Here is a 21,793-nt window from a genome sequence, read left to right as displayed (position 1 = left end):
ATCTTTTTCCATTTACGCAGATGTTTTTCGTTCGTACTCGACAATTGTTCCATCTTGTAAAATAAGCAGCGGTGCTTTTTCTCCGCGTACCGTCTCTGCTGTAATCACGCATTTTTGCACATCTTCACGCGACGGCAACTCAAACATGACATCCAGCATAATGCCTTCAATAATTGAACGTAAACCGCGCGCCCCTGTTTTTCGCTCAATCGCACGTTTCGCAATTTCACGAAGCGCTTCTTCTTCAAATTCAAGCTCGACATCGTCAAGTTCGAGCATTTTTTCATATTGCTTCACGAGCGCATTTTTCGGTTTGACTAAAATGTCGATAAGTGCGTCTTCATCAAGTGGCTGTAAGCTCGTAATCACAGGAAGACGTCCAACAAACTCCGGAATTAATCCAAATTTTAATAAGTCTTCCGGCAACACTTTGGACAATAAATCTTTTTCTTCCACTTCTGCTTGCACATCCGAGCTAAAGCCGATCACTTTTTTACCGAGACGGCGCTTAATAATCGGCTCTAATCCGTCAAAAGCTCCACCACAAATGAATAAAATGTTTGTTGTATCAATTTGAATGAATTCTTGATGCGGATGTTTTCGTCCTCCTTGTGGTGGCACGCTTGCAATTGTTCCTTCTAAAATTTTTAATAATGCTTGCTGTACCCCTTCACCTGATACGTCACGCGTAATGGAAGGGTTTTCTGATTTGCGCGCAATTTTATCAATTTCATCAATGTAAATAATTCCTTTTTCTGCTCGTTCAATGTCGTAATCGGCTGCTTGAATGAGCTTTAATAAAATGTTTTCGACGTCTTCACCGACATACCCTGCTTCTGTCAACGATGTCGCATCAGCAATCGCAAACGGTACGTTTAAAATGCGTGCAAGCGTTTGGGCGAGCAGCGTTTTTCCGCTTCCTGTCGGTCCGATCATTAAAATATTACTTTTCGCTAACTCGACATCATCAATTTTGCTGTTTGAATTAATGCGCTTGTAATGGTTGTATACCGCTACAGAAAGCGCTTTTTTCGCCTCGTCTTGTCCGATGACATACTCGTCTAAAATTTCGCGAATTTCCTTTGGCTTCGGTACGTCTTTGAACTCTACTTCTTCTTCCGATCCAAGCTCTTCTTGCACAATTTCTGTGCACAATTCAATACACTCATCGCATATGTATACACCCGGGCCAGCAACAAGTTTGCGCACTTGTTCTTGCGTTTTGCCACAAAACGAGCATTTCAACTGCCCCTTTTCATCATTAAACTTAAACATGATTTCACCCCTTATTTCTTTACGATCATATGTACATAAAAATGAAAAAACGTTATGTATTCGTCATTTTATCATAAATTTTTAAAAGTATGCCAATAAAAACGTAAATGTGCGCGAAAAGTTAGAAAACTTCCATTATTACAACTATATGTGGAAAGAACAAGGCACATGATGCACCTTGTTCTTTCTCTTCTCATTATGCAACAACTTTGCTGTTCTCAACAAGGAAATCGATCGCTTTACGCATTTTTAAATCTTCTTTTAAGGCATCAACTGTGCCTAAAAGCTCTTTTAACTTATCAACAGATAAGCTGTATAGGTTCGCCATTTCTTGTAATTCTTTTTCGACTTCTTCTTCTGTAACGTCGATATTTTCTGCTTTCACGATCGCTTCAAGCGTCAATGTTACGCGAACACGTTTTTCTGCTTCTTCTTTCATTTGTTCGCGAAGTGCCGCTTCATCTTGTCCAGAGAATTGATAGTATAAGTCAAGGTTTAACCCTTGCATTTGTAAACGTTGTTCAAACTCGCGAATCATGCGGTCTGTTTCATTTTTCACCATCACTTCTGGAATGTCCATTTGTGCGTTTTCTGTCGCTTTTTGAACAACCGCATCACGAAGTGCTGCTTCGGCTTCTTCTTTTTTCTCTTTTGTTAAGCGCTCTTTCATTTTTTCTTTTAGCGCATCTAATGTTTCGACTTCTTCATCTACATCTTTTGCAAACTCATCATCAAGCGCAGGAAGTTGTTTTGTTTTAATTTCATGTAACTTAATTTTGAATACCGCTGGTTTACCAGCTAATTGTTCTGCATGATATTCTTCTGGGAATGTCACTTCAATATCTTTTTCTTCTCCAGCAGCCATGCCAATTAATTGTTCTTCAAATCCTGGGATGAATGTGCCTGAACCGATGACAAGTGAATAGTTTTCCGCTTTTCCGCCTTCAAACGCCTCACCGTCGACGAATCCTTCGAAATCGATGACAACTGTATCACCGTTTTCCACTGTTCCTTCTTCTTTCACAACAAGCTCAGCATGACGCTCTTGCAAGCGTTTTAATTCTTGTTCTACGTCTTCATCTGTTACAGTATCGTCTAATTTTTCAACTTCAAGCCCTTTATATTGGCCAAGTGTTACTTCTGGCTTCACAGTGACTTTCGCAGTGAAAATTAAGCTTTTTCCTTTTTCCATTTGCTCGACGTCGATTTCTGGACGATCAACTGGCTCAATACCTGTTTCTTCAACAGCTTTTGCGTATGCCTCTGGCAATAAAATATCTAACGCATCTGCGTATAATGACTCGACACCGAAACGTTTTTCAAATAAAGAGCGAGGAATTTTGCCTTTACGGAATCCTGGAATTTGTACTTTTTTCACTACTTTTTTAAACGCTTCATCTAATCCTTCCTTCACTTTTTCAGCGTCTACTTCTACTGTAAGAACGCCTTGGTTGCCTTCGAGTTTTTCCCATTTCGCCGACATGCTTCTTTCCCTCCAACTTCAAAAATTCATGTAAATGAACTACATATATGTAGGCATACACGGTTTTATGTGTAATACAACCACTATATTATACCATACAATTATATACTTTCAACAGAGAGCCACAATTTTTCTGTTTCGTAAAGTTTGGAAACAAGCGAATTTGTACATATCGTTTGTCCCGTTTCACATTGCTCAACATATGCGTATAATGCATTCGCCCATTGTTGTGCCGACTCTGTTGGAAGAAATGGATACATCACAAACATGTAACGAAGCCATATTTGTTCACACCATTCATACATTGTCGGATTTTGTTTCACCCACGTTTGTTCAACAATGTCAAGCACTTGCTCCGTCCATTGTTTTTGTTTTCGCTCATCGAGCTCGGCTGGAATAACGGTCATCGTTTGACCAAATTTTTTTACGGTCATCGGCTCTATCACTTGTTCTTTCCTTAGTATGTGTAACATTGTCGTTTTCACAATCGGGTGTTTCGTTTCATCATGCAAATAACGGGCAAACATTGAGACAAGATGCGGAACAAGATATGAATTAAGCTGATGAAGCGCGCGAAGTTGTTTCGGCCATTGACCGGTTTGAAAAATCGCTTCGTATCGTTTTTTCTCCTGTTCGTGCTGAGAACGGATCATTTTTTCGCTAAACTGTAAAAGCGGTAAAAACGGTGTACAGTCTGTGCCTTGTTGCTTTAACTTACGAATGACTGCGACGACTTCATCGTATTGCTGTAAATGAACAAGCATAGAAATATATACTGCCCAGTCTCCTATGCCACGAGCTAACAGCCGTTCACATCTCTCTTTCGCTTCTTCTACTTGTCCCATTTCAAATAAGCAAACGACAAGCGCCATTTGTATATCATCATGTAATTCGAGTTGTTCTAACTGTACGAAATACGTATACGCTTCTTTATATCGCTTTCCTTTTAACGCCTCCATCCCTTCCGTCAACAACCGCTCTCTTAAATGAGGATGCGGAACGATTTTTCGATTTTTCATATTCATTCACCTTCGCTTACATTTGCCTTTAAGTTTAACAATGTTTGTCGACAAGCTCAACGAAAAACGCTCCCGACGAGTCGTCAAGAGCGTGCTTTTTCGTAGGCGATAATATATGGCTCATACACAAATGTTAAATCAATTTCGTCCCACCCTCTTAAAAGGAGCTGTTTTCGATACGGATCGATGTCGAATGAGCTTGTAAATCCCTCGTCATCAAAAACAACTTGTTGTTCAAGTGAAATCGTCAGTTCGTAATCTGACCGCATCGCTTGTTTTAACAAATAAGCGACGTCTTCTTTTGGCAGTTTAATAGGAAGTAAACTATTTTTTAAACAGTTATTATAAAAAATATCGGCAAATGAAGGAGCAATAACGGCGCGAAACCCATAATCCGCAAGTGCCCAAGGGGCGTGTTCGCGCGATGAACCACATCCGAAATTTTCGTTTGCGACTAAAATGGTTGCTCCTTCGTTTTCAGGACGGTTTAACTCAAAATGCGGGTTTGGTGTTCCGTCCGGCAAATAACGCCAATCATAAAAAAGAAATCGACCAAATCCGGTGCGTTCAATTCGTTTTAAAAATTGTTTCGGAATAATTTGGTCGGTATCTACGTTCGCTCGATCTAAGCCAGCTACTTTTCCTTTATGAACGACAAATGGTTCCAACTTTTTCCCCTCCTATCGTACCGCTTCTTTATATAACGTGCGCACGTCGACAAAATGTCCGTAAATCGCAGCCGCAGCTGCCATTGCTGGACTCACAAGATGCGTACGCGCCCCTTTTCCTTGCCGTCCTTCGAAATTTCGGTTTGACGTTGAAGCACAATGCTCACCTGCTGGCACAGTATCTGGATTCATGCCAAGACACATGCTACAGCCAGAATCACGCCATTCAAAACCTGCATCAATAAAAATTTGCGCAATTCCTTCTTCTTCCGCTTGCTTTTTCACTTGTTGCGAGCCCGGAACGACGAGCGCCCTCACGCCCGGTGCGACTTTTTTTCCTTTTATAATTTGCGCCGCTTCCCGTAAATCGCTTATGCGCGAGTTTGTACATGACCCGATAAACACATGTTGCACCGCAATATCTGTCATTTTCGTTCCAGGTTTTAACCCCATATATTCCAACGCTAACTGAACTGCCTTTCTCTCCGTTTCGGTCGCAAACTGTTCTGGATAAGGAACCGTTCCATCAACTGGTGAGCTCATTGCTGGCGTTGTTCCCCACGTCACTGTTGGAGCAATTTCACTTCCGTCAATATGAACGACACGATCATATACCGCTCCTTCATCTGTACGTAATTGTTTCCACTTTTCAACTGCCCGTTCAAACGCTTCTCCTTTTGGAGCATATTTTCGCCCGCGCAAATATGCAAACGTCACATCATCTGGAGCAATTAACCCCGCACGCGCGCCCGCTTCAATCGACATGTTGCAAATCGTCATCCGCTCCTCCATCGACAAACGACGAATGACATCACCCGTAAACTCAAGCACATACCCCGTTCCGAAATCAACGCCAAACTTTCCGATAATCGCTAAAATGACGTCTTTTGCTGATACACCTGGTGCCAATGTGCCTGTGACGTTCACTTGCATCGTTTTTGGACGGTGTTGCCATAATGTTTGCGTCGCTAATACGTGCTCGACTTCGCTCGTTCCGATACCGAACGCCAATGCCCCAAAAGCACCATGTGTAGACGTGTGGCTATCTCCACACACAATTATTTTCCCCGGCTGCGTCAATCCCAGCTCCGGACCGATAACGTGAACGATGCCTTGTTCGGGGCTATTTAAATCGGCAAGCGGAACACCGAACTCGCGACAGTTCCGCTCTAATGCCGTCATTTGATTTTTCGCCACTTCGTCTTCCACGACAAACCGATTGATTGTTGGCACGTTATGATCCATCGTCGCAAACGTTAAATCTGGGCGGCGCACTTTTCTTCCTTTTTGACGCAATCCTTCAAACGCTTGCGGCGATGTCACTTCATGAACGAGATGTAAGTCAATATATAATAGATCCGGTTTTCCATCTTCACAGTATACAACGTGCTCATCCCAAATTTTTTCAATAATCGTCTTTGGCGCCACCATCATCCCTCCTACACGTACACTTGCATAATTCGTTCAATCGCTACATCATCTAAAATCGCATCTTTTACTTTTTCGACCATTTCTGTCGTTGATAATACACAATCGCCATGTTGAGCGATGTCAGCTGTGCGATATCCAGCATCTAACACTTGTTTGACTGCTCGTTCAACGATATCCGCCTCTTCTGTCAGTCCGAACGATAAACGAAGCATCATCGCTGCTGATAAAATCGTTGCGAGCGGATTTGCTTTGTTTTGTCCTGCAATATCTGGGGCCGAACCGTGAATCGGTTCGTATAATGCCGGTCCGTCAACAGACAAGCTTGCCGACGGAAGCATGCCGAGCGATCCTGTTAACATCGATGCTTCATCGCTTAAAATATCGCCAAACATATTTTCTGTGACAATGACGTCAAACTGTTTGGGAGAACGAACGAGCTGCATGGCGGCATTATCGACAAGCATATGTTCAAGTTGAACGTCTGGAAAACGTTTAGCGACTTGCTCAGCCACTTCTCTCCACATCCGACTTGACTCTAACACATTCGCTTTATCAACAGAAGTTACTTTTTTCTTCCGATTTTGTGCAAGTGCAAAAGCAAACGTGATGATGCGTTCGATTTCTGCTCGTTTATAAAACAACGTATCAACAACAGCTTCTTCACCTTTTTCTATGCGTCGCTCACTCGGTTTCCCAAAATATAAGCCTCCGGTTAACTCGCGCACGATGACAAAATCTGCTCCTTCAATGACATGTGGTTTCAGCGGAGAAGAAGCGGCTAAACTCTCATAAAACGTAACAGGACGAATATTGGCAAACAAATTCATTTCTTTCCGAATTTGCAATAGTCCTTTTTCTGGACGAAGGTGCGGTGGATGATTGTCCCATTTCGGTCCCCCGACTGCGCCAAGCAATACCGCATCGCTTTGCTTGCACATTTGAAGCGTTTGTTCTGGTAGCGGCGTCCCTTCACGGTCAATCGCTTCTCCACCAATCAAGCCGTATGAAAAATGAAACGTATGCCCGAAACGATCAGCAATCGCCTGTAAAATATTTACCGCTCCTTTTGTCACTTCTTTTCCAATGCCATCCCCTTGCAATACAGCGATACGATACATAAAAAACATCCCCCTTTGTTATTGCGCAGCGAGCGCTTGTTCCTCTCTCATTTTTTCGATGACAAACATGCGATTGACTGCATGAATATATGCTTTTGCTGATGCTTCTAGCACATCTTGTGCCGTCCCACGTCCGCTCGCTTCTTTGCCATCAAGCGATACTTTCACATATACTTGTGCTAACGCATCTCGTCCGCTTCCGACGGATTCAATGCGATAGTCAAGTAACGTCACAGGCAATTGCAACGCTTTTTCTAAAGCGTTATATAGCGCCTCGACACTACCAGCTCCCGTTGCCGCTTCTTGAATGTCGTTTCCTTCCCCATCTTTCAGTACAACAACGGCTGTTGGAATTTGATTTGTCCCGTACTGCACTTGAATCGAACATAATTGATAAAAATTTTTATACGTATCTAGCTTTTCATCTAAAATGAGTGCAATTAAATCATCGTCGGTAATGTCTTTCTTTTTATCTGCTAAATCTTTAAAGCGAACGAATAAACGATTCACTTCTTCTTCTGTTAACGCATAACCAAGCTCTTGAATGCGCGTGCGAAACGCATGGCGTCCCGAATGTTTTCCGAGCACCATCGAATTCGATTGCACACCAACAAGTTGCGGAGATATAATTTCATACGTTGTTTTTTCTTTTAATACTCCGTCTTGGTGAATGCCTGATTCATGTGCAAAAGCGTTTTTACCGACAATCGCCTTATTTGGTGGAACAATCATTCCTGTTAGCTTGCTTACGAGGTTGCTCGTTCGTTTAATCTCTTGCAAGTTTAGGCGCGTCTCTGCTTGATAGTAATCTTTTCGAATATAAAGCGCCACCGCCACTTCTTCGATTGCAGCGTTTCCTGCCCGTTCACCAATGCCGTTAATCGTTCCTTCAATTTGCGTCGCTCCTGCTTCAATAGCAGCAAGCGAGTTGGCGACAGCCATTCCTAAATCATCGTGACAATGAGCGGACAAGCTAATTTTTTCAATATTCAGAACATTTTTCTTTAAAAAAGAGAATATGTCGCCATATTGTTTCGGAGTAATATAGCCGACTGTATCTGGAATATTAATGACGTTCGCTCCTGCTTCGATCACTCGTTCGATAATCGTCGCAAGAAACGGAAGATCGCTTCGACATGCATCTTCTGCTGACCATTGTACAATCGGAAAATATTTTTTCGCATAACGAACAGACTCAACGGCTGTTTCAATCACTTGTTCTGGTGTCATGCGCAATTTATATTGCATATGAATAGGTGACGTTGCGATAAATACGTGTAATCGTGGTTCCGCTCCGTCTTTTAACGCCTCCCACGCTGCATCGATGTCGGCTTGAACAGAGCGAGAAAGACCTGTAACCGAACAGTTGCGAACGGTTTGAGCGATCGCTTGAACGGCATGGAAATCGCCTTTTGATGCGGCAGGGAATCCCGCCTCGATGATATCTACACCGAGGCGTTCTAACTGCCGAGCAATTTCTAGTTTTTCATGCAAGTTTAAATTGACGCCTGCAGACTGCTCTCCGTCACGCAACGTCGTATCAAAAATGTTAATTTTTCGCACCGACCGTCACCACATCTTTCTGTTTAGCGTTGACAAACGGCATCATTTTACGTAACTCGCGGCCAACGACTTCAATTAAATGCTCGTTTTCGCGGCGGTTAATCGCGTTAAACTCCGGACGATTCGCTTGATTTTCTAAAATCCAACCTTTTGCAAACTTCCCTGTTTGAATATCTTCAAGCACTTTTTTCATTTCTGCTTTTACCGCGTCGTTAATGATGCGTGGACCTGTAACAAAGTCACCCCATTGTGCTGTATCAGAAATAGAATAACGCATGCCTGCCAAACCGCCTTCGTACATTAAATCAACGATGAGTTTTAACTCATGTAAACATTCGAAATATGCAATTTCTGGTTGATATCCGGCTTCAACGAGCGTTTCAAATCCTGCTTTGACAAGAGCAGTCAACCCGCCGCAAAGAACCGCTTGTTCACCAAATAAATCTGTTTCTGTTTCTTCTTTGAATGTCGTTTCAATAACGCCTGCTCGAGCCGAACCGATCGCTTTTGCATACGCAAGCGCTGTTTCCTTCGCTTCGCCGCTTACATTTTGATATACAGCAATTAACGCTGGTACACCTGCTCCTTCTGTATATGTGCGACGAACTAAATGACCTGGTCCCTTTGGTGCAACTAAAAAGACATCCACATCGCTCGGTGGGACAATTTGGTTAAAATGAATATTAAACCCGTGTGCAAACACAAGCGCATTGCCCGGCTGTAAGTTGGGTGCAATTTCTTCTTTGTATACTTTCGGCTGATGTTCGTCTGGAAGTAAAATCATTACAATATCCGCTTGCTTTGTCGCTTCATCTACTGGCAAGACGACAAATCCATCTTGTTCTGCTTTTTCCCACGATTTCCCTTTTCTTAATCCAATGATGACATCAACGCCGCTATCGCGAAGGTTTTGCGCATGGGCATGACCTTGAGATCCGTATCCGATAATCGCTACTTTCTTCCCTTGAATGTAAGCTTCGTTTGCATCGCCATTGTAATATACTTTTACCATAATAAAATCCTCTCCTTAATTTAAATGATGAATAGTGATTTATTTGTTGATGATGCGCGTTGTGAACCGCGCGGAAACGCTGTTGTTCCTGTTCTTGCAACTTCCTTTAATCCGTATGGCTTTAATAAGTCGATGAGCGCATCAATTTTTTCTGGCTCACCTGTTACTTGAACGACGAGACTATCTCGTGCCACGTCGACAATTGCGGCACGAAACGGTTCAATAAGCGTATAAATTTCTCCGCGCGTTGCCGGCGTGACCGTCACTTTAATTAAGGCCAGCTCCCGAACGATAATTGCTTGATCGGTAATATCGACAACTTTTAACACATCAATTTGTTTATTTAACTGTTTTGTAATTTGTTCGGCAATGCGTTCATCATCTACATTGACGACAAACGTCATGCGCGAAATGCCTTCTGTTTCCGTATGCCCAACTGTAATGCTTTCAATGTTGTAATGCCGCTTCGTAAATAAGCCTGTAATGCGGTTTAATACACCTGGGCGGTTGTTTACTGTCATTGTAATAATTCGCTTCACCATTTCACCCCCACCATCTCATGTAATCCTTTTCCTGGCGCAACCATTGGATATACGTTTTCCCCTGGATGAACATGAAAATCGAGTAAAACTGGTGCATTCGTCGCAAGCGCTTCTTTCAATACGTATTCTGCTTCTTCTTCCGTCGTCGCACGCATCGCTTTTATGCCGTATGCTTCCGCTAAACGGACAAAATCAGGTTGATTCGGAATGAGTGAATGAGAATATCGTTTTTCATAAAAAATTTCTTGCCATTGACGCACCATACCGAGCGCTTGATTGTTGACGATGACGATTTTAATCGGCAAATTCAACTCCTGAATAACAGATAGCTCTTGCAACGTCATTTGGAATCCACCGTCACCAACGATCGATACAACCGTTGCTTCTGGTTGCGCCAATTGGGCACCGATCGCTGCCGGCAAGCCGAATCCCATCGTTCCTAGTCCACCAGATGTGACCCAACGATGCGGCTGCTTAAATTTATAATATTGAGCGACCCACATTTGATGTTGACCTACATCTGTCGTGACGACCGCCTTACCGTTCGTATATTCATAAATCATTTCAATGAGTCGTTGCGGTTTTAGTACGCCCGGTTCACGTTTGTACATAAGCGGATATTCTCTTTTCCATTCATTTAACTTGTTCAGCCACTCTGATACATCTGGCCGCTTTCCGTTTTGTTCAATTAATTGAATAAGCGCTTCTTTTGCATCGCCGACGATCGGAATTTTTGTCGGTACATTTTTTCCAATTTCTGCTGGATCAATGTCGATATGAGCGACTGTCGCTTTTGGTGCAAAATGAGCCAAATTTCCAGTCACCCGATCATCGAATCGTGCACCAATATTAATGAGCAAATCGCATTCATACAGCGCCATGTTTGCGGTGTACGTTCCATGCATTCCTGCCATTCCGAGAAATAGCGGATGATCGGCAGGAAATCCGCCAAGTCCTAAAAGCGTATGGATCACCGGAATATGTTGTTGTTCAGCATATTGTTTTAACTGTTCATGAGCATTCGCATGAAGAACACCTGCTCCAGCTAAAATGACCGGCCGTTTCGCTTGGCTAACTGCCTCGACAAGCTTGCGGATTTGTAAATGATTCGGTTTTGTTGTCGGCTGATAACCTGGCAACAGGACTTCTTGTTCATAATCAAACTCCGCTTCTGCGACAGACATATCTTTTGGAATATCGATTAATACAGGACCTGGACGTCCAGTCGTTGCAATATGAAACGCTTCTTTAATAACTTTTGGCAGCTCGTGTACATCGCGTACTTGGTAACTATGCTTCGTAATTGGCATCGTAATTCCTAATACATCCGCCTCTTGAAAGGCATCTGAACCGATGACATTCGATGCGACTTGCCCTGTAAAGACGACAAGCGGAATAGAGTCCATCATCGCGTCCGTTAAACCTGTCACGATATTTGTCGCACCTGGTCCCGATGTGGCAATGACGACACCAGGTTTTCCAGAAATGCGCGCATATCCTTCCGCTGCATGAATGGCACCTTGTTCATGACGTGTGAGCACATGAAACACGCCTGACTCATACAGCTTGTCGTAAATCGGTAGTACAGCCCCACCTGGATAACCAAAAATGACTTTTACGTTTTCTGCTTTGAGCGCTTCAATCAACATAAGCGCTCCACATAACGTTTGCTTTTTTGCCACTCTTTCCTTCACTTTCATATTCGCTGCCATTTTTTCACCCCTAAAAAATGTGAAATAAGAAAAGCCTCCTCACCCCTCCATCAGTCCATGTGGACCAAAGGGGCGAAAAGGCTTGCATCCTTCCCGCGGTACCACCCTTCTTCGTGGCAAAGCCACCTCAGGAGCGTGCAACTATTGTCGCAGCGCTCGTTTTAGTAACGAGTGACGTGCACCCGTCCGTCCCTACTGGATTGTATCGTTCAAGACGGCGCTCCGAGGGGAGTTCACGAACGGAGACATCACCGGCTCCCAGCTCCCCCGGCTCTCTGTAGATGTCTAACCCGTTCGCTACTTATCCTCTTCAACGCTTTTTTCTTATTTACTTGTCATCCTGCATTCACATTTTGTGTAGCATACACTTTTACGCCTTCTGAAATGACCCGTTTGCGAAACTGTTCTAACAATCGTTTTGTATGTTCGCCCGGTACACCGTCGCCAATGACACGACCATCGACTTTGACGACCGCAATGACTTCTGCTGCGGTTCCTGTTAAAAATACTTCATCTGCTGTATACACGTCGTGACGAGTAAACGGCTCTTCTTTGACGATGTAGCCGAGTTCTTTGGCGATGTCGATAATCGCATCGCGCGTAATTCCCTCAAGCGCCCCGACATATCCTGGCGGTGTATATAATACGCCATTTTTGACGATAAATACGTTATCAGCAGACCCTTCAGCGACATAACCTTGGTCGTTGAGCATAAGCGCTTCGCTAACGTTTGCTAAATGTGCTTCAATTCGCACTAACACGTTGTTTAAGTAGTTTAATGATTTTACTTTCGGGCTTAATACATCTGGTCGGTTTCGTCTTGTTGCTACAGTGACTACTTCGATGCCCGTTTCATATAAATGTTTTGGGAAGATTGCTAACGGTTCAACGATGACGACAACTTGCGGCTTTTTGCATTTGTACGGATCAAGTCCTAGGTCGCCAACTCCGCGTGACACAACGACGCGAATGTATGCATCCTCAAAGCCGTTTTTTTGTACCGTTTGAACGATAATATTTGTTAATTCTTCTTTTGTGTACGGGATGTTTAATAAAATGGATTTGGCTGAATTGTATAAACGGTCAATATGTTCTTTCATGCGAAACACGTTGCCGCTGTAAACACGAATACCTTCGAACACTCCATCTCCATAAAGAAAACCGTGATCGTATACAGAGATTTTTGCATTTTCTTTTGTGACAAATTCATCGTTTAGAAAAATCCACTGTTCACTCAATGTTTTTCCCCTCTTCCCCTGTTCGCCGTCTCTTGCTTCTTATATCGATTACGACTTTTGTTAGATTTATTTGAAAATTATCATACGCTCATTTACCAAAACAGTCAATACTATTTCATTGAATTTTTTGATTATTTAGATTAGTTTAAATGTTATGTATCCGCTTACATAATTGATATATCAAGGAAAAGAAAAGGTGTAAAAATTTTTGAACATTTTTTGACCAAAAAAATCCCCCTTGCTTATGCAAGAGGTTTATTAGCGTATGTGTAACGTGCTGTATCCAGCTGAGCAATATGGGATGAGCAAAATAAAAATCCTCCTGCTTATGCAAGAGGACTGTTAACGTCCCAGGAGAGATTCGAACTCCCGACCGACGGCTTAGAAGGCCGTTGCTCTATCCAGCTGAGCTACTGGGACATATCATAGACATATCATCATGGTTTGGACAATTGTTATTGTAATGATGTTTACGAAAAAAGTCAATAGGGGCAGTGGAATTTTCTTGCCCCTATTGTATTGTGTATGTCGTTGTTAAATCATAAAGCGGGTTGCCGTCGATATTGTAAAAGTGCACGGTGATGTTTTTTTCATCTATGTGAAGCATGGCGTATGTTTTTTCACGGCGCATGCGCGGCAAATAAATGCTTCCGGGATTGATGAAAAGGACGTCATCGATTTGTTCGCATCCTGCAATGTGTGAGTGACCGAAGCAGACAATGCTCGCTCCGACTTCTTTCGCTTTATAATATACGTTCATAAGCGTCATTTTGACGTTATATAAATGACCGTGTGTAACGAAAAAGCGAACGCCTTTGATTTCTTCAACAAGATCTGTTGGGAAACGATGCTCGTAGTCGCAGTTTCCTCGCACAACAAGCATGCTTTGCAACGCTGCATGGTCGCTCGTTAACTCGGAGTCACCGCAATGAATAACTGCATCGACGTGTTGTTTATGGCGTGAAACAATCGTTTGTAATTCGTTTGTCAATCCGTGGCTATCGCTTAAAATTAATACGTTCACGACTCATTCCCCTTTTCAAACAGCTTGTCCCATATATAAAAAAGATGCTGCAACGCTTTTGCCCGATGGCTGATCTCGTTTTTCTCCCCTTTTGTTAATTGAGCCATTGTTCGTTGTTTTTCAGGAACAAAAAAAATCGGATCGTATCCAAAACCGTTTTCCCCTATCGGTTTTTCTGTTATATATCCTTCACATACGCCATCTACTGTTATCACATCTCCGTTTGGTTTGGCAACGGCGAGCGTACAATGAAAACGAGCCGTCCGTTGTTCAAAAGGTACGCCTTGCAGCTTTACAAGCACTTTTTCAATATTTGCTTGATCGTTTTTTCCTTCGCCGGCGTAGCGAGCCGAGTATACGCCCGGCTCACCGTTTAACGCATCAACGATTAATCCAGAATCATCTGCAATAACCGTTTCATGAAGCATATTGGCGATCGTCGTTGCTTTTAATATAGCATTTTCTGCAAACGTTGTTCCCGTTTCTTCAACATCTGGTATGTCATGATAGTCAAGAAGAGAGAGAACTTCGATTCCTTTTTTTGTAAATAACTGCCGAAACTCCGCTACTTTCCCTTTGTTTTTTGTAGCAATGATCATTCGTTTCACTTCGTCTCCTCCCCTTCCGAACGATGTTGCATAATCTGTTCAGCGGTCGGGCCAAGCGCTTCTTTTTGAAGGACAATAAGCTCATGAATGCCCTTTTCAGCAACCGTTAATAAATCGAGCAATTGCTCATATGAAAACGTTGCTTCTTCCCCCGTTCCTTGAATTTCAACAAATCGTCCCGATCCTGTCATCACAATGTTCATATCAACTTGTGCTTTTGAATCTTCAATATAGTTTAAATCTAGAATGATTCCATGTTCTTCATCAATTCCGACAGATGTAGCAGCTAAAAAATCTGTAATCGGAAGTGCCGACAATTTCTTTTCTTCAACCATCTTTCCGAGCGCCAACGTCATGGCAACAAACGCTCCTGTAATTGATGCTGTACGTGTTCCACCATCCGCTTGAATGACATCACAATCAATCCAAATTGTTTTTTCTCCTAATTTTTGTAAATCAACGACAGAACGAAGCACACGACCAATTAATCGTTGAATTTCCATCGTTCGCCCTGACAACTTCCCTTTACTTGCTTCACGAATATTTCGTTGCTCTGTCGCACGCGGAATCATCGCATACTCGGCAGTAATCCAACCTTTTCCACCTCCACGCATAAATGGTGGAACCTTATCTTCGATGCTTGCTGTACAAATGACTTTCGTATCGCCAATCGAAATAAGCACAGACCCTTCCGGATGTTTTAAATAGTTCGGTTCAATATGTACGGGACGAAGTTCGTCATTTTTTCTACCATCTACTCTCACACAAAATCCTCCTCAATGTATGTTCACGAAATAAGAGGCAGGAACACTGCCTCTCGACGATGAATCTTTATATAGTATAGCAAAAAATTGGTTTCAAAAACTACCCGTGTTCACATTTTGCGGTCTTGTGACAGGTTCTGATAGCGGTTTTCCACTTTCATCGACCAATTCTGCTTTTCCGTTGACTGTAATGGCGACGCTCTCTACCCCCGGCTGTTCTGTTAAAGATAAGACTAAACAATTGAGCACATGCGTAGATACAACATTTTTCTCCATGCTACCGTAAATCGCTTCGTTAAAGTTTAACGTCACTTTCCCGTTTTCATATTTTGGCGCCTCTAACAATTTTGCATCTGCTTGAAAATCGCTTAACAATCCAGAACCGTAGCTCGGTCCTTTAATAAGTTCCTTTACAACTGCAGCGAGTTCATCTTGCTCGCTATTCGGCACGCGTCTTGTTACCGGCACATAATACGTCTGTTTTCCGTCTTGTGCTAAAAAGTAGACGATGACGGGATGCGTATTCGTAATATCGACAACGCCATTCGTTTCAATATTAATTCCATCGTCTCTACTTAGTTCATTGCTAATCGGTGTTCCGTTAACCGGCATAACGTTTTGATCATGTCCATTCATACGAATTTTCACCCGTTTTACATTGTCAAATTGTGTAACCGTCCATGTAATTGCTTGTAAAATACGTTTTTCATCTTCTGGACGATAATTCGCAAATTCTTTCGAAAAATCAATGACAAGCGTGCCGTCTTGTTTTAAGTTAACGCTTAATACTTGTGTATCAGCAGGAAGCACAGCACGAAATCCGTTCGGAAGCAACTCTGAAACCGGGCCGTTTTCTACTAAATATTCAAGTACTTGTTTGGCAGCTGCGTTCGTCTTTGGTAAGGCAAACGTTTGTGGAACGACGAAGCCATTTTTATCAATTAAATATAGTTCGCGTTGCACCGTTTCTGTCGCTTTTTCTTTTTCTGCTGTTTCTTTTTCTTGCACCGACTGCTCATCTTCTACATATGTTACATCTTTTGGCGGATCAATTTCTTTCGTCGCTTTTTCACCTCCAAACAGACCACATCCTGAAAGAATAAATATAAACATTGTGGCAATAACCCATACGCGACGCATGGACTCCCCTCCTCATACGGTTTGTACTACTATGTATACGAGCCGTCCAAAAAAATAGAACAAAAAAAATCCTCCGACTAATGCGAAGGATTTTAAGATAATTGAATCGTTTCGACATGTTCAATAGGATGACCAAACCATTTGGACGCAATTTGTTGAAACGTTTCTTTCGATCCAGTCGTTAAAAATATATGTTCGCGACGTTTATTCCCCGTATAAAGCAAATCGCTATGATGCAAAATCGTGCTCACTTCGCGCGCCGTTTCATCACCAGAACAAATGAGCTTCACGTGCTCTCCCATGTATTGTTGAATTAGCGGGCTTAAGAGTGGATAATGCGTACACCCTAAAATAAGCGTATCAATCGGTCGGTCTTTTAATGGTTCAAGAGACTCAGCAACAATTTGTTTTGCTTCTTCTCCCTCAAATTGTCCACTTTCGACTAAAGGGACGAACTTTGGGCAAGCTAAACTTTCCACGATCACATTGCTATTAATGGATTTCAATGCTTGTTCGTACGCCCCGCTTTTTACTGTTCCGATCGTGCCGATGACACCGATATGATAATTTTTTGTAATTTTTAATGCGGTGCGAGCGCCGGGATGAACGACACCAATCACCGGAATATTGAGCGCATCCCGAATTTCTTCTAAAGCGACAGCTGTAGCGGTGTTACATGCAATGACAAGCATTTTCATATCATAACCGAGTAAATAGTTCGTCATTTCCCACGTAAACTGTCGAATTTCTCCCTGGGGTCTTGGTCCGTATGGACAGCGTGCCGTATCTCCTAAGTATACAATTTGTTCTTTTGGTAGCTGGCGCATAATTTCCCTTGCAACCGTTAATCCACCAACACCTGAATCAATCACTCCAATTGGTCTTTCCAATGTATTCGCCTCATTCTTTGTTGATGTATGACAAAACATTTTTCATTATAACACACATCAAATCAATAGAAAACCGGCTTGCCTAAACTGAAAAGGCGAGCCGGTTCTCGTTATAGTTCAAGTTCTCCCATTCGAAGCAATTCAACAACAGCTTGTGAGCGCCCCTTTACCCCAAGCTTTTGCATTGCATTCGAAATGTGGTTGCGAACTGTTTTTTCGCTAATGAATAGTTCACTAGCAATCTCTTTCGTTGTCTTGTCTTGCAGCAACAGTTCAAATACTTCTCGTTCCCTTTTGGTGAGCAGCGGCTTCTGATTCAAGTGGATAACCCTCCTTGCTTTTACCAGACCGAAACGGATGGGTATATATTTAGTCAACATATCGTATGCAAGAAGGGAAATAACGGTTACATGTTTTCTATTAATCGTGCACGCGCTTCTTCGTCCCAAGAAACTCCTTTTCCTGTCGTTTTTGACATTTGAACCATCGTTCCGCGCCCTGTAAACGCAATCGCTCCATTTTGTTTTTTCCCAACGTAATGTAAATCAACAGAAGAGTTTCCGATGTGTGCGACTTTTACACCGATTTGCAACTGTTCACCAAAATACACTTGTTGTAAAAAGTCGCATTGTAAATTCGCAACGACCGGAATCGCATCATGTTCTTTTCCTAACCAATCGTTCATAAAGCCGAGATGTTCAAAAAATGCAATGCGCGCTTCTTCAAAATATACAAAGGGCACCGTATTGTTTAAATGACCAAACATATCCGTTTCTGAAAAGCGGACACGCACCGAATGAAAAAAAGAAAAACGTTGTTCCCACTCTTTTATGTCATCAATATAAGATATTTTCATTTTCCCTCTCCCTCTCTATAAAAGCGACCTAGCATCTATATATGAAACGTAAGGCCGACTCTTGAAGAGTCGACCTTGTTGTTACACTTCATCGCTACCGAAGAAATTGCGGAACATTTGAATGGTTGCTGCGCGGTTCAATGCCGCAATCGATGTTGTAAGCGGAATGCCTTTCGGACAAGATTGCACGCAGTTTTGTGAATTTCCGCAGTTCGCTAATCCACCATCACCCATAATCGCTTCAAGGCGCTCCGCTTTATGCATCGCTCCTGTTGGATGCGCGTTAAATAAACGTACTTGCGAAAGCGGCGCTGGACCGATAAAGTTTGACTTACTATTGACGTTTGGACAAGCTTCTAAACATACACCGCACGTCATACATTTTGATAGCTCATATGCCCATTGCCGTTTGCGCTCTGGCATGCGCGGTCCTGGACCTAAATCATACGTTCCGTCGATTGGAATCCATGCTTTTACTTTTTTCAACGAATCAAACATGCGACTACGATCCACTTGCAAGTCGCGAATAACAGGAAATGTGCGCATCGGTTCTAAACGAATCGGCTGCTCAAGCTGATCAATAAGCGCAGTACACGATTGGCGCGGCTTGCCGTTAATCACCATCGAACAAGCGCCGCACACTTCTTCTAAACAGTTCATTTCCCAAGCAACAGGCGTCGTTTTTTCCCCTTTCGCATTGACCGGATTGCGCCGAATTTCCATGAGCGCCGAAATAATGTTCATATTCGGACGATACGGAATAACAAACTCTTCTTCGTAAGGGGCTGTATCCGGACGATCTTGTCTTGTGACAATAATCCGAATCGTTTTATTTTCGCTCATGATTTCACTTCCCCTTTCTTTTTCGTGTAGTCACGTTTGCGCGGTTTAATAAGTGACGTATCCACTTCGCGATAATGGAATGATGGACCATCTGGCGTGAAGCTTGCCATCGTTGTTTTTAACCATTCCTCATCGTTTCGCTCAGGAAACTCTGGCTTATAATGCGCTCCACGGCTTTCGTTACGGTTGTAAGCACCGAGTGTAATGACGCGAGCTAGCTGCAACATGTTATAAAGCTGACGTGTAAACGACGCACCTTGGTTGCTCCATTTCGCTGTGTCGTTAATGTTAATATTTTTATAACGCTCAAGCAATTCTTGAATTTTCTCATCTGTTTTTAATAGTTTATCATTATAACGAACGACTGTGACGTTATCAGTCATCCATTCACCAAGCTCTTTATGCAAGACGTATGCGTTTTCTGTGCCATCCATCGCCATAATTTGCGCCCATTTTTCTTCTTCTTGTTTTAAATAGCGATCATATAAAGAAGATGGCATCGCATCCGCTGATTTTTCAAGTCCCTTCATATATTCAACTGCTTTTGGTCCCGCTACCATTCCACCGTAAATTGCGGATAACAACGAGTTAGCACCAAGACGGTTGGCACCGTGCATCGAGAAGTCGCACTCACCCGCCGCAAACAATCCTTTAATATTTGTCATTTGATCATAGTCCACCCATAATCCACCCATGGAGTAGTGAACCGCTGGGAAGATTTTCATTGGCACTTTTCTTGGATCTTCACCCATAAATTTCTCATAAATTTCAATAATGCCACCTAACTTAATATCCAACTCTTTCGGATCTTTATGGGACAAATCTAAATAAACCATGTTTTCGCCGTTAATACCGAGCTTTAAGTCTACACAAACATGGAAAATTTCACGCGTCGCAATGTCGCGTGGAACGAGGTTTCCGTAAGCTGGATATTTTTCTTCTAAGAAATACCAAGGTTTTCCATCTTTATACGTCCAAACTCGTCCACCTTCTCCACGAGCTGATTCACTCATTAAACGAAGCTTATCATCGCCCGGAATAGCTGTCGGATGAATTTGGATAAACTCTCCGTTTGCATAATACGCCCCTTGTTGATAAACAATCGATGCTGCTGAACCTGTATTAATGATAGAGTTTGTTGACTTACCGAAAATGATCCCCGGGCCGCCTGTTGCCATGATGACTGCATCAGCAGGGAATGCTTTCATCTCCATCGTTGTCAAGTTTTGCGCGACAATCCCGCGACATACTTGTTCATCATCTAAAACTGCACCTAAAAATTCCCATCCTTCATATTTTGTTACAAGACCCGCCACTTCATGACGACGCACTTGTTCATCAAGCGCGTAAAGAAGCTGTTGTCCTGTTGTTGCTCCTGCATATGCTGTACGGTGATGCTGTGTTCCTCCAAAACGTCGGAAATCGAGCAATCCCTCTGGCGTACGGTTAAACATGACGCCCATGCGATCAAGCAAATGAATAATGCCCGGGGCAGCTTCGCACATCGCTTTTACCGGAGGTTGGTCAGCTAAAAAGTCTCCGCCGTATACTGTATCATCGAAATGCTCCCACGGAGAGTCTCCTTCCCCTTTTGTGTTGACCGCACCGTTAATGCCACCTTGTGCACAAACAGAGTGAGATCGCTTCACAGGAACCAATGAAAATAAATCTACTTTTACGCCTGCTTCAGCAATTTTAATCGTTGCCATTAAGCCGGCAAGACCTCCACCAACGACAATAATTTTTCCTTTACTCATGTCTCCTCACTCCTCCAATGTTGTGGATTAAACGAATGCTAAAATCGCGCGTATACCAACGATCGAAAGCGCGACAAAAATCCCCATTGTCACGTATGTAGAAATTTGTTGTGAACGAGGAGTTACTGTAATACCCCAGCTAACGAAAAACGACCATAGCCCGTTCGCAAAATGAAATACTGCAGAAACGATTCCGACAATATAAAATGCAAGCATAAACGGATTTGCCACAATGTTCGCCATCATGTCATAGTTCACTTCTGCACCAAACGCCGCTTGAACGCGCGTCTCCCATACGTGCCAGACGACGAAAATGAGCGTAATAATACCCGTTAAGCGTTGCAACATAAACATCCAGTTACGGAAATACCCGTAGCGACTTACATTGTTTTGCGCTGTAAACGCAATATACAGTCCGTAGATGGCATGGAACAATAGCGGAAGAAAAATAACGAAAATTTCTAAAAAGTACCGAAACGGTAATTGCTCCATAAATGCTGCCGCTTTGTTGAACGATTCTGCTCCTCTTGTTGCAAAATGGTTAACAATTAAATGCTGCGTTAAAAACAGCCCAACTGGAATGACTCCAAGCAATGAATGGAGTCGACGGTAAAAAAATTCGCGATTTTGTGCCATACATAACCCCCCTTAAATTTGTCATCTTCCTTTTCTATGCGCTCCCATCCACACCTACTAGACTATGATCAACAGAGGTGTAAACACTTCCATTTCCATTGATCATTGTCACATTCATTGTACTCCCAGAATGTAGGAGCGTCAAGAAAAGGTGTTCACGAAATGTTCAATCATTTCAAATTTTAAAATAACTACACTTCTAGTGAAGTCCGAA

21 protein-coding genes, 1 tRNA gene and 1 other annotated feature are annotated in these 21,793 nt (G+C 42.7%); all 22 genes read right to left on the bottom strand.

Annotated elements, in window-relative coordinates:
• Nucleotides 1-12: 12 nt before the first annotated feature.
• Nucleotides 13-1,275 carry an ATP-dependent protease ATP-binding subunit ClpX gene (clpX, locus tag ACYQY7_RS00330; RefSeq protein ID WP_461200179.1) on the bottom strand — a complete coding sequence of 421 codons (1,263 nt, stop codon included), beginning with the start codon at nucleotides 1,273-1,275 and terminating at the stop codon, nucleotides 13-15.
• Nucleotides 1,276-1,471: 196 nt separating this feature from the next.
• Nucleotides 1,472-2,758, bottom strand: a complete 1,287-nt coding sequence (tig, locus tag ACYQY7_RS00325) for a trigger factor (RefSeq protein ID WP_461200178.1) — start codon at nucleotides 2,756-2,758, stop codon at nucleotides 1,472-1,474.
• A gap of 101 nt (nucleotides 2,759-2,859) precedes the next feature.
• Complete coding sequence (locus ACYQY7_RS00320; protein ID WP_461200177.1) at nucleotides 2,860-3,777, bottom strand: DUF3196 family protein; 918 nt, start codon at nucleotides 3,775-3,777, stop codon at nucleotides 2,860-2,862.
• A gap of 83 nt (nucleotides 3,778-3,860) precedes the next feature.
• The gene (leuD, locus tag ACYQY7_RS00315) at nucleotides 3,861-4,445 is read right to left on the bottom strand and encodes a 3-isopropylmalate dehydratase small subunit (RefSeq protein ID WP_461200176.1); all 585 of its coding nucleotides are present in this window, start codon (nucleotides 4,443-4,445) and stop codon (nucleotides 3,861-3,863) included.
• 12 nt (nucleotides 4,446-4,457) lie between these two features.
• Nucleotides 4,458-5,873: a 3-isopropylmalate dehydratase large subunit gene (gene leuC / locus ACYQY7_RS00310; RefSeq protein ID WP_461200175.1), complete on the bottom strand. Its 1,416-nt coding sequence runs from the start codon at nucleotides 5,871-5,873 to the stop codon at nucleotides 4,458-4,460.
• 11 nt (nucleotides 5,874-5,884) lie between these two features.
• The gene (leuB, locus tag ACYQY7_RS00305) at nucleotides 5,885-6,994 is read right to left on the bottom strand and encodes a 3-isopropylmalate dehydrogenase (RefSeq protein ID WP_461200174.1); all 1,110 of its coding nucleotides are present in this window, start codon (nucleotides 6,992-6,994) and stop codon (nucleotides 5,885-5,887) included.
• Between the two features lie 18 nt (nucleotides 6,995-7,012).
• Entirely contained in the window at nucleotides 7,013-8,557 is a 1,545-nt protein-coding gene (locus ACYQY7_RS00300; RefSeq protein ID WP_461200173.1) for a 2-isopropylmalate synthase, read from the bottom strand.
• Nucleotides 8,544-9,569 carry a ketol-acid reductoisomerase gene (ilvC, locus tag ACYQY7_RS00295; RefSeq protein ID WP_009361777.1) on the bottom strand — a complete coding sequence of 342 codons (1,026 nt, stop codon included), beginning with the start codon at nucleotides 9,567-9,569 and terminating at the stop codon, nucleotides 8,544-8,546. Before ilvC ends, ACYQY7_RS00300 begins: the two co-directional genes overlap by 14 nt.
• A 20-nt stretch (nucleotides 9,570-9,589) precedes the next feature.
• Entirely contained in the window at nucleotides 9,590-10,108 is a 519-nt protein-coding gene (gene ilvN, locus ACYQY7_RS00290) for an acetolactate synthase small subunit (protein WP_461200172.1), read from the bottom strand.
• A complete protein-coding gene (ilvB, locus tag ACYQY7_RS00285; protein WP_461200171.1) occupies nucleotides 10,105-11,823 on the bottom strand; it encodes an acetolactate synthase large subunit in 1,719 nt (572 codons plus the stop codon). Before ilvB ends, ilvN begins: the two co-directional genes overlap by 4 nt.
• A 65-nt stretch (nucleotides 11,824-11,888) precedes the next feature.
• Nucleotides 11,889-12,146, bottom strand: a binding site (T-box leader).
• 12 nt (nucleotides 12,147-12,158) lie between these two features.
• Complete coding sequence (ilvE, locus tag ACYQY7_RS00280; protein ID WP_461200170.1) at nucleotides 12,159-13,061, bottom strand: branched-chain-amino-acid transaminase; 903 nt, start codon at nucleotides 13,059-13,061, stop codon at nucleotides 12,159-12,161.
• 346 nt (nucleotides 13,062-13,407) lie between these two features.
• A tRNA-Arg gene (locus tag ACYQY7_RS00275) sits at nucleotides 13,408-13,481 on the bottom strand.
• Nucleotides 13,482-13,572: 91 nt separating this feature from the next.
• Nucleotides 13,573-14,085, bottom strand: a complete 513-nt coding sequence (locus ACYQY7_RS00270; RefSeq protein WP_461200169.1) for a metallophosphoesterase family protein — start codon at nucleotides 14,083-14,085, stop codon at nucleotides 13,573-13,575.
• On the bottom strand, nucleotides 14,082-14,693 hold the full coding sequence (locus ACYQY7_RS00265) for an XTP/dITP diphosphatase (protein WP_461200168.1): 612 nt from the start codon (nucleotides 14,691-14,693) through the stop codon (nucleotides 14,082-14,084). Before ACYQY7_RS00265 ends, ACYQY7_RS00270 begins: the two co-directional genes overlap by 4 nt.
• The gene (gene rph, locus ACYQY7_RS00260; protein WP_461200167.1) at nucleotides 14,690-15,457 is read right to left on the bottom strand and encodes a ribonuclease PH; all 768 of its coding nucleotides are present in this window, start codon (nucleotides 15,455-15,457) and stop codon (nucleotides 14,690-14,692) included. Before rph ends, ACYQY7_RS00265 begins: the two co-directional genes overlap by 4 nt.
• A gap of 93 nt (nucleotides 15,458-15,550) precedes the next feature.
• Nucleotides 15,551-16,597: a GerMN domain-containing protein gene (locus tag ACYQY7_RS00255; RefSeq protein ID WP_461200166.1), complete on the bottom strand. Its 1,047-nt coding sequence runs from the start codon at nucleotides 16,595-16,597 to the stop codon at nucleotides 15,551-15,553.
• Nucleotides 16,598-16,689: 92 nt separating this feature from the next.
• The gene (racE, locus tag ACYQY7_RS00250; RefSeq protein ID WP_461200165.1) at nucleotides 16,690-17,487 is read right to left on the bottom strand and encodes a glutamate racemase; all 798 of its coding nucleotides are present in this window, start codon (nucleotides 17,485-17,487) and stop codon (nucleotides 16,690-16,692) included.
• 110 nt (nucleotides 17,488-17,597) lie between these two features.
• Nucleotides 17,598-17,813, bottom strand: coding sequence for a helix-turn-helix domain-containing protein (locus ACYQY7_RS00245; protein WP_032100525.1), 216 nt, complete (start codon nucleotides 17,811-17,813; stop codon nucleotides 17,598-17,600).
• 80 nt (nucleotides 17,814-17,893) lie between these two features.
• Nucleotides 17,894-18,343, bottom strand: coding sequence for an acyl-CoA thioesterase (locus ACYQY7_RS00240; RefSeq protein WP_461200164.1), 450 nt, complete (start codon nucleotides 18,341-18,343; stop codon nucleotides 17,894-17,896).
• 81 nt (nucleotides 18,344-18,424) lie between these two features.
• Nucleotides 18,425-19,186, bottom strand: coding sequence for a succinate dehydrogenase iron-sulfur subunit (sdhB, locus tag ACYQY7_RS00235; RefSeq protein ID WP_003396476.1), 762 nt, complete (start codon nucleotides 19,184-19,186; stop codon nucleotides 18,425-18,427).
• Nucleotides 19,183-20,943, bottom strand: coding sequence for a succinate dehydrogenase flavoprotein subunit (gene sdhA, locus ACYQY7_RS00230; RefSeq protein ID WP_461200163.1), 1,761 nt, complete (start codon nucleotides 20,941-20,943; stop codon nucleotides 19,183-19,185). The genes sdhB and sdhA overlap by 4 nt, the downstream gene beginning before the upstream one ends.
• A gap of 27 nt (nucleotides 20,944-20,970) precedes the next feature.
• Nucleotides 20,971-21,579 carry a succinate dehydrogenase cytochrome b558 subunit gene (locus ACYQY7_RS00225; RefSeq protein WP_461200162.1) on the bottom strand — a complete coding sequence of 203 codons (609 nt, stop codon included), beginning with the start codon at nucleotides 21,577-21,579 and terminating at the stop codon, nucleotides 20,971-20,973.
• Between the last annotated feature and the right edge of the window lie 214 nt (nucleotides 21,580-21,793).

The sequence above is a fragment of the Anoxybacillus sp. TBDG-1 genome (assembly GCF_054815885.1).
Note: the sequence above shows the minus strand (reverse complement) of the source record. Positions and strands in the feature narration are given on the sequence as shown.

What these genes read in the sequence shown, in the direction of transcription:
- leuB (WP_461200174.1), bottom strand. Translation starts at nt 6,994, where the DNA reads ATGTATCGTATCGCTGTATTGCAAGGGGATGGCATTGGAAAAGAAGTG.
- ACYQY7_RS00240 (WP_461200164.1), bottom strand. Translation starts at nt 18,343, where the DNA reads ATGAAAATATCTTATATTGATGACATAAAAGAGTGGGAACAACGTTTT.
- ACYQY7_RS00255 (WP_461200166.1), bottom strand. Translation starts at nt 16,597, where the DNA reads ATGCGTCGCGTATGGGTTATTGCCACAATGTTTATATTTATTCTTTCA.
- ACYQY7_RS00225 (WP_461200162.1), bottom strand. Translation starts at nt 21,579, where the DNA reads ATGGCACAAAATCGCGAATTTTTTTACCGTCGACTCCATTCATTGCTT.
- ilvB (WP_461200171.1), bottom strand. Translation starts at nt 11,823, where the DNA reads ATGGCAGCGAATATGAAAGTGAAGGAAAGAGTGGCAAAAAAGCAAACG.
- tig (WP_461200178.1), bottom strand. Translation starts at nt 2,758, where the DNA reads ATGTCGGCGAAATGGGAAAAACTCGAAGGCAACCAAGGCGTTCTTACA.
- ilvC (WP_009361777.1), bottom strand. Translation starts at nt 9,569, where the DNA reads ATGGTAAAAGTATATTACAATGGCGATGCAAACGAAGCTTACATTCAA.
- ACYQY7_RS00320 (WP_461200177.1), bottom strand. Translation starts at nt 3,777, where the DNA reads ATGAAAAATCGAAAAATCGTTCCGCATCCTCATTTAAGAGAGCGGTTG.
- sdhB (WP_003396476.1), bottom strand. Translation starts at nt 19,186, where the DNA reads ATGAGCGAAAATAAAACGATTCGGATTATTGTCACAAGACAAGATCGT.
- sdhA (WP_461200163.1), bottom strand. Translation starts at nt 20,943, where the DNA reads ATGAGTAAAGGAAAAATTATTGTCGTTGGTGGAGGTCTTGCCGGCTTA.
- clpX (WP_461200179.1), bottom strand. Translation starts at nt 1,275, where the DNA reads ATGTTTAAGTTTAATGATGAAAAGGGGCAGTTGAAATGCTCGTTTTGT.